The following is a 12,566-nucleotide window of genomic DNA, read 5'->3' as shown; positions in this document are numbered from 1 at the left end:
ACCGCGAAGAGCGGCGGCGAACACGAGGGAGCCCAAGGTGAGCAGCGATCGGGACGGCGTCTACGTCGGCGACAACCCGGCGGAGGACGACGACGACTGGTCGGACGCGCCCGACTACACCCCACCCTCCTGGTACACCCAGGGCGAGGCGGCGGCCACGCCTGCCGTGACGCCCTCGGCGACGCCCGCCACCGCCGCGCCCGCACCGGCACCGGTACCCGCTCCGACCGCGCCGGAGCCGGCCCCCGCCGCCGTGCCCGCCCCGGCCGATCCGGCACCGCCCGCGGCTGCGCCGGCCACCGCGCCGTCGCCGGGCGAGCCCCAGCCGCAGCCGCACCCGGTCGACGCCCCGCCGGCGGCACCGCACGAGGGGACGCCCGGGTGGCCGGGCGCGACGGGTGCTCCGAGCGCCCCCGAGGCGACGTCGTTCTGGGTGGCCCCGCCGCAGTCGCCCACCGGCCAGGGGCAGCCCGGTCAGCCGGGCTACCCGGGCCAGCCCGACAGCGCCTACCCGCCCAGCGCCTACCCGCCGCACCTGCAGCAGCCGGGGGTGCCGGGGATGCCGCAGCCCGGCCAGCCGCTCCCGCTGCCGCCGGTCGCCGACGGCGCCCCCATGCCGCCGGCCGATCCCTCCGCCGGCCGGCAGCCGGGCCCGGCTCCGGCGCCCGGTCCGTGGCAGGCCCAGCCCAACCCGGCCCAGCCCAACCCGGCCCACCCCGGCCCGGCGCAGCCGGGTCCGCCGCCCGCACCGCAGACCCTCCAGTCGGCTCCGGCCCAGCCCGGCCCGGCCCGGCAAAACCAGGCGCAGCCCAACCAGGCGCAGCCCGCGGCCCTGCAGCCCCCCATGGACCCGCGCCAGGCCGGCTGGCCGCAGCCCACCCCCGGCTACCCGGCCGGTCCGCAAGCGCCGCAGGCACCGCAGGCGCCGCAGCCCACCCCCCAGCAGCCCGGCCCGGCCCAGCCCTACCAGGGCCAGCCGTACCAGGGCCAGCAGCAGGCGATGCCGCAGGCCCCGGCCGCGTTCCAGCAGCCCGGCCAGCAGCAGCCGGTGGCGCAGGGCGCGCCGCTCGGCTTCACCGCCGCCGTCGAGCTCAACTCGGACCGCCTGCTGCGCAGCCAGCCCAAGCAGCAGCGCCAGACGCCGCGGCTGAAGTTCGGCGGCAAGGCGGCGGCCGCCGAGCGCGAGCGCCGGCTCGGCATCATCCGCACGCCGGTGCTCAGCTGCTACCGGATCGCGGTGATCAGCCTGAAGGGCGGCGTCGGCAAGACCACGACCACCACCGCCCTGGGCGCGACCCTGGCCAGCGAGCGCCAGGACAAGGTGATCGCGATCGACGCCAACCCGGACGCCGGCACCCTGGGCCGCCGGATCAAGCGGCAGACCGGTGCCACCATCCGCGACCTGGTGACGGCCATCCCGCACCTGCACAGCTACATGGACATCCGCCAGTACACCTCGCAGGACATGAACTCCGGCCTGGAGATCATCGCCAACGACGTCGACCCGGCGGTCTCCACCACGTTCAACGACTCGGACTACCGCGCGGTGATCGACGTGCTGGGCCGCCAGTACCCGATCATCCTGACCGACTCCGGCACCGGCCTGCTCTACAGCGCGATGCGCGGGGTGCTGGACCTGGCCGATCAGCTGATCATCGTGGCCACCCCCAGCGTCGACGGCGCCAGCAGCGCCAGCACCACGCTGGACTGGCTCGCCGCGCACGGCTACGCCGATCTGGTGCAGCGCAGCATCACGGTGGTCTCCGGGGTGCGCGAGACCAGCAAGATGATCCGGATCGAGGACATCGTGGCGCACTTCCAGACCCGCTGCCGCGGCGTCGTGGTGGTGCCGTTCGACGAGAGCCTGGCGGCCGGCGCCGAGGTCAACCTGGACATGATGCGGCCCAAGGTCCGCGAGTCCTACTTCGATCTGGCCACCCTGGTCGGCGAGGACATCGTGCGGGTCCAGCAGGCGCAGCAGGCCGCCTGGCAGCAGCAGCATGCGGCCGGCGCACCGCAGCAGCAGTCGCAGGCCGCACCGCAGCAGTGGGGCCAGCACCCGGCCGCGCCCGGCGGTCCGTGGCCGGCCGCTCCGCAGCAGGGCGGCTACGGCTACCCGCAGCAGGGCGCCCCGCAGACCGGCCAGCCGTGGGCCCAGCAGCCGCCCCAGGGCGGCTACGGCTACCCGCCCCAGCCGCAGTAGGCGCCGCGACCGGCGCGGGCCCGCATCCGGTTCGTCCGGACGCGGGCCCTCACCGTGCTCTGACGCTACGTCAGGCGGTCAGCTCCCGGGCCTGCTTGACGTCGTCGGCCATCCGGTCGAGGAGCGCCTCGATGGTGTCGAACTTCTCCATCCCGCGCAGGTAGGTGAGGAACTCCACCGCCACCTGCTGCCCGTAGAGGTCCAGGCCGACCCGGTCGATCGCATAGGCCTCGACGGTGCGGACGGTGCCGTCGAAGGTCGGGTTGGTGCCGACCGAGATGGCGGCCGGCATGCGCTCGCCCAGCGCGGTGAGCCAGCCCGCGTAGACCCCGTCGGCCGGGACCGCGCTGTGCGGCACGGTGTCCACGTTGGCGGTCGGGTAACCCAGGTCGCGGCCGCGCTGCGCACCGCGCACCACCAGCCCCTCGACCCGGTGCGGCCGACCGAGCACCTCGGCGGCGCCGGCCATGTCGCCCTCGGCGATCAGGCGGCGCACCAGGGTGGACGAGAACGGCTCGCCGCCACCCGCCGTGCCGCGCACCTTCAGGTCGAGCACCTCCACCTCGAAGTCGGCCGCCCGGCCCAGCTCGGCGAGCAGCTCGACATTGCCGGCCGCCCGGTGGCCGAACCGGAAGTTGGGGCCCTCGATCACCAGCTTGGCGTGCAGCGCGTCCACCAGCACCCGCCGCACGAACTCCTCGGGCGACTCCTGGGAGAACGCCACGGTGAACGGCAGCACCAGAACCGCGTCGGCACCGCGCGCCGCGATCAGCTCGGCCCGGAACGGTTGCGGGGCCAGCAGCGGCGGGTGGCTGCCGGGGCGGACCACCTCGCTGGGGTGCGGGTCGAAGGTCACCACCACGGCCCTGGCGTCCAGTTCGCGGGCCCGGGCGACCGCCCGGTCGATGATCAGCTGGTGCCCGAGGTGCACACCGTCGAAGGAACCGATGGTGACGACGCTGCGTCCCCAGTCGCCGGGAATCTCCTCCAGGCCACGCCAGCGCTGCACCCTGACCGCTCCTCTACCAGACCGCCCCACTCGCTTGGGGGGCTCGCACGCTCCGACTCGAACCCCTATAGCGTGCCATGCGCCCGCCGCCGGTCCGGCACCGGAACGCCCCCTGAGCCGACCGGCAGGGCGAGGACCGGGGCGCGCGCGGCCTCGGCGGCCGCGTACTGCGGGTCCCGGCCGCGGGACAGCAGGGCCCGCATCCGCCTCAGGCCCGGCCCGCCGGCCGGGGGTCGGGCATCGTCCGGCCACTCGGCGAGCAGCCGGGCGAACGCGGCGCTGTGCCCCGCGCAGCACACCAGCAGCGCGTCCAGGCCGACCGCGCCGCCGTTGCCCTGCGGCCAGGCGTCGGCGAGCCGGCGCACCACGGCCCGGCTGCGCTCCGGCGGCTGCCGGTCCGCGTGCTGCGCCACCCGGCGCAGCAGCGGGCCGAGCACGGCGGGGTCGCGTTCGGTGGCCAGCAGCCGGTCCAGGAACTCCCGGCGCAGCGGCTGGTCGGCGGCGGGCTGCGCCAGCACCAGGGCGAACGCCCGGCGCACCGCCGGCGGCCGCCCGCCCGGGGCGGCGCCGAGCAGGGCGGTCAGATCGCCGGGCCCGGCGCACCGCCGGGCCAGCCGGCGACCGAGGTACTCGGCGACCAGCTCGGCCCGCTCGGGGTGCCCGTGCAGCAGTCGCCCGGCCAGCCGGGTCGCCGGGTCGGGCAGTGGGCTCGCCGCGTTGCCGCCGCCCACCAGCGGCGCCGCCTCGGCGAGCACCCGCAGCACCGGGCCGGGCACGCCGTCGGGCCGGGCGAGCCGGGTCTCGAAGGCGGTCAGCACGGCGGCCGGGTGGCTGGCCAGCGCCAGGCCGAGGACCTCGGGGGTGACGAACGGGTCGTCGGCCGCGTAGGCGGCCAGGGCCGCCGTCAGGTGGGCGGAGCGGGTGAGCGGGTCGCGGACCAGCAGAGCCAGTGCCGCGCCGTGCAGTTGGGGTTCGCCTTCGCGGGCCAGCAGGGTGAGCGCGGTGAACCGCAGCAGCTCCCGCCCGGGGCGGCCGGCGTACGGCGCGGTGCGCAGCCCGTGCACCGCGGCCGCCACATGGCGTTCCGGGCGCGGGTCGTGGCTCCACCGGTCCACCGCGCGGCAGAGCGCCGAGGGCTCCTCGACGGCGAGCACGGTCAGCAGCGCGTCCGCCCGCGGGTGTGCCGCCGCCACCAGGGCCTCCGTCAACTCGTCGACGGCGAGCGCCCGGTGGGCGTAGAGCAGGTCCAGCCCCTGGTCGGCGACGGTGACGCCGGGGCGGGCCGGCAGGCCGCGCCCGTCGGCGAGCCAGCGGCACAGGTGGGGCAGCGCGGCGGGGCCGTCGGCGCGCAGCCGGGCCGCGGCGTGCTGGAGGTGGGCCTGCTCGGGGCCGTCGGCCCTGACCAGCAGGCCCAGCAGCTCCCAGTGGAGTGGGTCGGGCAGCGCCAGGCCCGCCCAGAAGGCGGGCCCGAAGCCGCTCAGGGCGGTGCGCGGGCCGTCGGCGGCGAGCCGACCGGCCAGCTCGGTGAGCAGGGCGCGGTGGGTGGCCGGCGCCGGGCTGCCGGCCAGCGCGGCGCGCAGCAGCCGGGCCGCCCACCAGTGCGCGTCGGGCCCTGCGGCGGGGTCGGTGAGGGCCTGCCAGAGGCGGCGCAGCCAGGGTTCCAGGGCGGGGGCGCCGCCCCGGTCGCCGACCGCCCGCAGGGCCGCCGCCACCAGGTGGATCCGGTGGCGCGGCATGCCGGGCCGCTGCCGGGCGGCGAGCAGCCGGCCGACGGCGGCGTCCAGGTCCAGCTGCCGGCCCTGCAGCCAGTCGGCGACCGTCTCATGGGCCGGCCGGTAGCCGTCGCCTGCGGGCACCAGCAGCCGCTCGGCGAGCACAGCCCGGGCCCAGCCGCCGCCCGCCGGGAAGAGCTCCGCGAAGTCGGACCGCCCGAGGGTGCTCTGCCCGAGGCCGAGCATCCGGCGGGCCGCGGTGTGCAGCCGCCCGGCGACCGCGGCGGCCAGGCGGCGCACCTGGCCGGGGGTCACGGGGGCGGTGGCCGGGGCGGGCGCGCCCTTGCGGTGCGAGGCGGGGCGGGCCGCCTCCTCGGCGAGCCGCTGGGCGGCGCGCATGCACCGCAGGTCGAACCAGCCGCCGACCAAGTCCGCCTGGCCGCACGGCTGGTGGGTGACGCCGGCGGCGCGCAGGTCGCCGGCCAGCCGCAGCCGCAGCGGGTCCGCCGGGCCGGGCGGCACCGGCACCCCGTAGCGGCGCGCCGCGCGCGCCAGCGCCTCGCCGTGCAGCGGGCCGAGGCGGTGCAGCCGGACCGGCCCGACGCCGGGGTGCGGCTCCCAGCTCTCCGGACGGCAGGCCACCAGCAGCCGCACCCCCGACTCGGCCAGCTCGCGCACGATGGCGGTCCACCAGGCGGCACCCAGCACCGCCGGGGCCTCCTCCGGAGCGTCCAGCAGCACCAGCAGCGGGCGCCCGGCGGCGGTGCAGACGGCGGCCGCGGCGGACGGCGGCACCTCGCCGCCGAGCGCCCGCCGCACGGCCGGCAGCAGGGTGGCGTCGCCGGGGCGCAGGTCGGCCCCGCGCAGCCAGAGGGTGGGCAGGGCCCGGGCGCCGCCGGCCCGGCGCACCGCCAGGGCGGCCAGCTCGGTGGTGCGGCCGCTGCCCGGTTCGCCGACCAGCACGGTCAGGGCGGTGCCCGGTTCCTCGCCGGCCAGCCCGTCGGGGCGGTCCACCCGGTCGGCGGCCAGTTCGGCGATCCGGCCCGGTCCGGCGGCCGCACCGGCCAGTTGGCGGGCGGTCAGTCGCAGTACTGCGCCCAGGTCGAGGGCTGAGCCGGTCCCTGCCGGCTGCCGGCCATCCGTCATAGCGCTGCCTCCCCGCACGTGCTCACGGCGGGGAGCCTGCCCGGTGCGGGGCGCGGGCCATCCTGCCCGCGCCCTTCACCACGCCTGTTCACACCCCGCGCTCGTCCGTTCGAGTGAGGCGGAGTGAGGGGAAGTCAGGGCAGGTCAGCCCACGAAGACCGCCACCGGCTTGGCCTGGCCGCCCTGCTCCTCGACCAGCGCCAGGAAGGTCTCGTCCGGTCCGAACACGGCGATCGGCCCGCCCGTGTCCAGCCCGGCGGACTTGAGCCGGGCTCCGGTGGAGAGCCGCCGGGCGTCCTCCTCGCCGATGTCCCAGCGCGGGAAGGCGGCGGCCGCGGCGGCGCCGATCGGCAGCACCGAGAACTGCTCCTCCAACTGCTCCAGGGTCTGCGCGGACGCCACGTCGTACGGGCCGACCTTGGTGCGCCGCAGCGCTGTCAGGTGGCCGCCGACGCCGAGGGCCGCGCCCAGGTCGCGGGCGAGCGCGCGGATGTAGGTGCCGGAGGAGCAGTCCACGGTGACGTCCAGGTCGAGCACCGCGGTGCCGTCCTCGGCCACCGTCTCGCGCAGCTCGTGCACCGTGAAGGAGTGCACCGTGGTGGGCCTGGCCGGCAGCTCGAAGTCCTCGCCCTCGCGGACCCGGTGGTACGAGCGCTTGCCGTCGATCTTGATCGCGCTGACCTTGGACGGCACCTGCATGATCCGGCCGGTCAGCTTGGCGATCTCGGCGTCGATCGCCGCCCGGCCCACCCCGATGACCGGGACGGAGGCGGTGACCTCGCCCTCCCGGTCGTCGGTGATCGTGGTCTGGCCGAGCCGGATGGTCGCCTCGTACGTCTTGTCGGTGAGCATCAGGTGGCCGAGCAGCCGGGTGGCCCGCTCGACCCCGATCACCAGCACGCCGGTGGCCATCGGGTCCAGGGTGCCGGCGTGGCCGACCTTCCTGGTCCCGGCCAGCCGCCGGATCCTGGCCACCACGCCGTGCGAGGTGATGCCTTCGGGCTTGTCCACAATGACCAGGCCGTCGGGCCCGGTGCCTTTGCGCTTCATCAGATCTTTCTACGTCGTGCTCAGAGAGCGGCCTTGAACCGTGCCACCGTCTCCGGCACGGCAGCGCGGACCGAGAACCCGGCCGCGAAGGTGTGCCCGCCGCCGCCCAGCGCGGTGCAGGCCGCGGCCACGTCCACCGCGCCCTTGGAGCGGCAGGAGCCGCGCAGCGTGCCGTCCGGGTCCTGCTTGAGCACCAGCGCCACCTCAGCCTCGGCCGGCTTGCGCAGGATGTCGATCAGGCCCTCGATCTCCTCCACCGTGACGCCGAACAGCGCCAGGTCCTGGTACGGCACCCAGGTCCACACCAGGCCGTGCCCGCCGGCGGCGTCGGGCTCGAAGACGGCCCGGTCCAGCGCCGCGGCCAGCACCTTGAGGTAGCCGAACGAGGCGGTGTCCCAGAGCCGGCGGGAGATCAGGTCGTGCCGGATCCCGGTGGCCAGCAGCCGGCCGGCCAGCTCATGGGTGGCCGGGGTGGTGGCGGCGTACTTGAAGGAGCCGGTGTCGGTGGCGATGCCGGTGTAGAGGCAGGTGGCCAGCTGCTGGTCGAGCGGCACCCGCAGCCGCCGCAGCAGCTCGTCCACCAGCACCGCGGTGGCCGGCGCCGTCGGGTCGATGACCCGGTGGGTGCCGAAGCCCGGATTGGAGGCGTGGTGGTCGAAGACCACCAGGGCCCGGGCCGCGAAGGCCTTGTCGTGCAGCAGCCCGAGCCGCCCCTCGGAGGCGACGTCGAAGCACAGCACCAGCTCGGGCCGGTCCGGCACGGCGGCGGCCGGCACGATCAGCTCCTGGCCGGGCAGGAACGCCAGCGACTCCGGGATCACCTGCGGGTCGTCGCCGAACGAGACCCGCACCCCGTGCCCGAGGGAGCGCAGCGCCAGGCCCGCCGCCAGCGACGAGCCGAGCGCGTCGCCGTCGGGGGCGATGTGGCAGATCAGGTCGATGGTCAGGGCCTGGTCGATGGCCGCCAGGATCCGCTGCCACTCCAGCTCGAAGCCGTCCGGTCCGCCACCTCCCGGCGCCGGCTCGCGCTGCCCCGGAAGCACCGCGAGGGCGTCCGTCACCGAAGTGACGGACGCCCTCGTCGAACCGGCCGCCGCCGGCTCAGCGGCCATGACTACTCGTCCTCGTCCGCGTCGCGCTCGCTGGCGGGCACCTTGTACGGGTCGGCTTCGCCGGCGTACTGGGCCCCGGCGGCAGCAGTGCGCACCGCCGCGTCGGACTCCCGGACCTTGTGGAGCAGGTCGTCGATGTTCCGCGCGTTGTCCGGCAGCGCGTCCGCGACGAAGGTCAGCGACGGGGTGAAGCGCACCCCGGTCTGCTTGCCGACCTCGGAGCGGAGCACACCCTTGGCGCTCTCCAGCGCGGCCGCGGTGGCCTCCCGCTCGGTGTCGTCCCCGTAGACCGTGTAGAAGACCGTGGCCTCCCGCAGGTCGCCGGTGACGCGGGTGTCGGTGATGGTCACGAAGCCCAGCCGCGGATCCTTGATCCGCCGCTCCAGGGTCTGGGCGACGACCACCTGGATGCGGTCGGCGAGCTTGCGCGCCCTTGCGGTGTCGGTCACGTTGCCTCCTCGTGCAGTGGGCACGGTACTGCGGTCGACTGACACGATCGACTCGCGGTCTTCGGGGCCCACGCCCCAAAGTACCGGCCCGCGCCCAGTGGTGTGAGCGCTCTTCGTCCTCGTCGGTGTGACGGTGGTGACGTTCCACCACCGTGCCCGAACTCATTCATCGTCATCGCCGTAGTAGCGCCTCCTGGCGGAGAGCAACTGCACCTCGGGGCGGCAGGCGACCAGCCGCTCACAGCTGTCCAGGATCTCGGTGACGAACCGGTGCTCGCCCGAGACCACCGCCAGGCCGATCTCGGCCCGCCGGTGCAGATCCTGGTTCCCGACTTCGGCAGCGCACACGCTGTACTTGCGCTGCAGTTCGGCCACGATGGGCCGCACGATCGAACGCTTCTCCTTGAGCGAATGCACATCGCCCAGCAGCAGGTCGAAGGTGAGTGTTCCCACGAACATGTGTGACAGGTCTCGCCGACCTGAGGGCCTCGTAGTTCCCCCGCCCCGCGGCGGGGGCCGCTGTCGAGGACCCTACACAGCCAGACCGGGGCCGGTCGACGGGAATTCCCGCCGACCGGCCCCGACTGCTTTTCATGCCGCTTTATGGGCTGCTCCTCCGCTGCGGGTGGGCCCCGCCGACCCCCTCAGCCATTGGCTGGGGGGTCGGCGAGCCCCACCCTTCGCTGTGTCGCAGCCCAGTCGCTCAGCGGGCCACCGCACGGTTACACGCGCGGCTTCTCGCGCATCTCGAAGGTCTCGATGACGTCGTCCACCTTGATGTCGTTGTACGACCCCAGGGTGACACCGGCCTCGAAGCCCTCGCGGACCTCGGTCGCGTCGTCCTTGAAGCGGCGCAGACCCTCGATGGTGAGGTTGTCGGCGACCACCTTGCCGTCGCGGATGAGGCGGGCCTTGGCGTTGCGGCGCAGCAGGCCCTCGCGGACCAGGACACCGGCGATGTTGCCGAACTTGGAGCTGCGGAACACCTCGCGGATCTCCGCGGAGCCGAGGCGCACCTCCTCGTACTCCGGCTTGAGCAGGCCCTTGAGCGCGGCCTCGATCTCCTCGATCGCCTGGTAGATGACCGAGTAGTACCGGACGTCGACGCCCTCGCGCTCGGCGGCCGTGCGGGCACGGCCCTCGGCGCGGACGTTGAAGCCGATGATGATCGCTTCCGAGCCCATCGCCAGGTCCACGTCGGACTCGGTGATGGCACCCACACCGCGGTGCAGGATCCGGAGCTCGACCTCCTCGCCCACGTCCAGCTTGACCAGGGCGTCCTCAAGGGCCTCGACCGAACCGGAGACGTCACCCTTGATGATCAGGTTGAGCTGCTGGATACCGCCGGCCGCGATCGCCTGGTCCAGGTTCTCCAGGGAGATCCGCATCGGACGCTTGGCGAACATGGCGTTGCGGTCGCGGGCCGAGCGCTTCTCGGCGATCTGGCGCGCGGTGCGGTCGTCGTCGACGACGATGAAGCTGTCGCCGGCGCGCGGCACCGAGGTCAGACCGAGCAGCAGGACCGGACGGGACGGACCGGCCTCCTCGACGTTCTTGCCGTTCTCGTCGAGCATGGCGCGGACGCGGCCGTGCGCGTCGCCGACCGCGATCGAGTCACCGACGCGGAGGGTACCGCGCTGGACCAGCACGGTCGCCATGGCGCCGCGGCCCTTGTCGAGGTGGGCCTCGATGGCGATACCCTGCGCGTCCTGCTCGGGGTTGGCCCGCAGGTCCAGCGAGGCGTCCGCGGTCAGGACCACGGCCTCCAGCAGCTGGTCGATGTGCAGGCCCTGGCGGGCGGAGATGTCGACGAACATGGTGTCGCCGCCGTACTCCTCGGCCACCAGGCCGAACTCGGTCAGCTGACCGCGGACCTTGACCGGGTCGGCGCCCTCGACGTCGATCTTGTTGACGGCGACCACGATCGGCACACCCGCGGCCTTGGCGTGGTTGAGCGCCTCGACCGTCTGCGGCATGACACCGTCGTTGGCCGCGACCACCAGGATCGCGATGTCGGTGGACTTGGCACCACGGGCACGCATGGCGGAGAACGCCTCGTGACCCGGGGTGTCCAGGAAGGTGATCCGGCGCTCTTCGCCGTTGACCTCCGCGGCGACCTGGTAGGCACCGATGTGCTGGGTGATGCCACCGGCCTCGCCGGCCACCACGTTGGACTTGCGGATGGCGTCCAGCAGGCGGGTCTTGCCGTGGTCGACGTGACCCATGACGGTCACCACCGGCGGACGCGGCAGCAGCTCTTCCTCGCCGCCCTCGTCGGCGCCGAAGTCGATGTCGAACGACTCCAGCAGCTCGCGGTCCTCGTCGTCGCGGCTGACGATCTCGAGCACGAAGCCCATCTCGCCGGCCAGCAGCTCCAGGGTCGCGTCGGCGACCGACTGGGTCGCGGTGACCATCTCACCGAGGTTGAACATCACCGAGACGAGCGCGGCCGGGTTGGCGTTGATCTTCTCCGCGAAGTCCATCAGCGAGGCACCACGCGACAGCCGGACCGTCTGGCCGTTGCCGCGCGGCAGCATCACACCGCCGACGGACGGGGCCTGCATGGCCTCGTACTCCTGGCGCTTCGCCCGCTTCGACTTGCGACCGCGCGCCGGGCGACCGCCCGGGCCACGACCGAAGGCACCCTGCGTGCCACCACGGGCACCCGGGCCGCCGGGACGACCGCCGAAGCCACCGGGACGCGGGCCGCCGAAGCCGCCGCCGCCACCGGCACCGCCACCCGGACGGGGGCCGCCGAAGCCGCCGCCACCGGCCGGACGCGAGCCCGGACCGGCCGGACGACCGGCGAAGCCGGGACGGGCGCCGCCACCGGCACCCGGACCGCCCGGACGGCCGCCGGGGCCACCCGGACCACGGCCACCGGGGCCCGGACGCGGACCGGCACCCGGGCCGGGACGCTGCGGCATCATGCCCGGGTTCGGGCGCGGCATGCCGGACGGGCTGGGCGCACCCGGACGCGGGCCGGCCGGACGCGGCATGTCGGAACGCGGGGCACCGGCACCCGGGCCACCCGGACGCGGCGCACCGGCACCGGGACCACCCGGACGCGGACGGTCGCCACCCGGACGGGGACGCTCACCCTGGCCGCCCGGACGGGGACGCTCACCCGGGCCACCCGGACGCGGCGCACCGGCACCCGGCGCACCCGCCGGACGCGGACGGTCGCCACCCGGACGGGGACGCTCACCCGGCGCGGCCGGACGGCGGTCGCCGGGGCGGGCCATGCCGGTGGCGCTGCCGGAGGTGAAGGGGTTGTTGCCCGGACGCGGGCCGGGCTGGCGCGGACCCGGGCGGGCGCCGCCGGCCGCGGAGCCGGACGGGCGCGGCGCCGGAGCCGGACGCGCGGGGGCCTCGCCGGCGGGCGCCGGAGAGGAGAACTCGGCCGCCGGGGCAGCCGGGGCCGCCGGACGCGCCGGGCGCGGACCCGGGGCCGGAGCACCCGGGCGCGGGCCGGAGGCGGCCGGAGCCGGAGCCGCAGCGGGAGCCGCGGCCGGAGTCGGACGGGGACCCGGGGTCGCGGCGGGCCGCGGACCAGGGGTCGGGGTGGGTGCCCCCGGCTTGGGGGCCGCCGCGCCGGCACCGCCGGCGGGCGTGGGCGCCGCGGGCTTCCGCGGGCCAGGCTTGGCAGCCGAGCCACCGCCGGACGGCGGGGTAGCTCCCAAAGCGTCAGTCAACTTGCGCACGACCGGCGCCTCGATCGTCGAGGACGCCGAACGGACGAACTCACCCAGCTCGGTCAGCTTGGCCATGACGGCCTTGCTCTCCAAGCCGAGTTCCTTGGCGAGTTCGTAAACCCGGACCTTAGCCACTTCGCTCCTGTCTATAAGTCCGGGGTAGTCGTCCGCCGGACCGTCGCTACTTCAT

General features: G+C 75.4%; 8 protein-coding genes. 1 reads left to right on the top strand and 7 read right to left on the bottom strand.

What is annotated here, in order from left to right; all coding sequences use genetic code 11:
* Positions 1-37 precede the first annotated feature (37 nt).
* The gene (locus E6W39_RS27810) at positions 38-2,203 is read left to right on the top strand and encodes a MinD/ParA family ATP-binding protein (protein WP_141635834.1); all 2,166 of its coding nucleotides are present in this window, start codon (positions 38-40) and stop codon (positions 2,201-2,203) included.
* Between the two features lie 70 nt (positions 2,204-2,273).
* Here E6W39_RS27810 and E6W39_RS27805 read toward each other — a convergent pair whose 3' ends face one another.
* The 7 genes from E6W39_RS27805 to infB form a co-directional block, all read right to left on the bottom strand.
* Positions 2,274-3,212, bottom strand: coding sequence for a bifunctional riboflavin kinase/FAD synthetase (locus E6W39_RS27805; protein ID WP_141635833.1), 939 nt, complete (start codon positions 3,210-3,212; stop codon positions 2,274-2,276).
* A 65-nt stretch (positions 3,213-3,277) separates the two neighbouring features.
* Positions 3,278-6,070: a serine protease gene (locus E6W39_RS39740; RefSeq protein ID WP_181799468.1), complete on the bottom strand. Its 2,793-nt coding sequence runs from the start codon at positions 6,068-6,070 to the stop codon at positions 3,278-3,280.
* A gap of 144 nt (positions 6,071-6,214) precedes the next feature.
* Complete coding sequence (gene truB / locus E6W39_RS27795; protein WP_141635832.1) at positions 6,215-7,120, bottom strand: tRNA pseudouridine(55) synthase TruB; 906 nt, start codon at positions 7,118-7,120, stop codon at positions 6,215-6,217.
* Between the two features lie 20 nt (positions 7,121-7,140).
* A complete protein-coding gene (locus E6W39_RS27790) occupies positions 7,141-8,232 on the bottom strand; it encodes a DHH family phosphoesterase (RefSeq protein ID WP_141635831.1) in 1,092 nt (363 codons plus the stop codon).
* 2 nt (positions 8,233-8,234) lie between these two features.
* Positions 8,235-8,681, bottom strand: coding sequence for a 30S ribosome-binding factor RbfA (gene rbfA, locus E6W39_RS27785; protein ID WP_141635830.1), 447 nt, complete (start codon positions 8,679-8,681; stop codon positions 8,235-8,237).
* A 162-nt stretch (positions 8,682-8,843) separates the two neighbouring features.
* Positions 8,844-9,140, bottom strand: a complete 297-nt coding sequence (locus tag E6W39_RS27780) for a DUF503 domain-containing protein (protein WP_141635829.1) — start codon at positions 9,138-9,140, stop codon at positions 8,844-8,846.
* 263 nt (positions 9,141-9,403) lie between these two features.
* Positions 9,404-12,511, bottom strand: coding sequence for a translation initiation factor IF-2 (gene infB, locus E6W39_RS27775; protein ID WP_141635828.1), 3,108 nt, complete (start codon positions 12,509-12,511; stop codon positions 9,404-9,406).
* Between the last annotated feature and the right edge of the window lie 55 nt (positions 12,512-12,566).

This window comes from Kitasatospora acidiphila, assembly GCF_006636205.1.
GTDB lineage: Bacteria > Actinomycetota > Actinomycetes > Streptomycetales > Streptomycetaceae > Kitasatospora > Kitasatospora acidiphila.
Note: the sequence above shows the minus strand (reverse complement) of the source record. Positions and strands in the feature narration are given on the sequence as shown.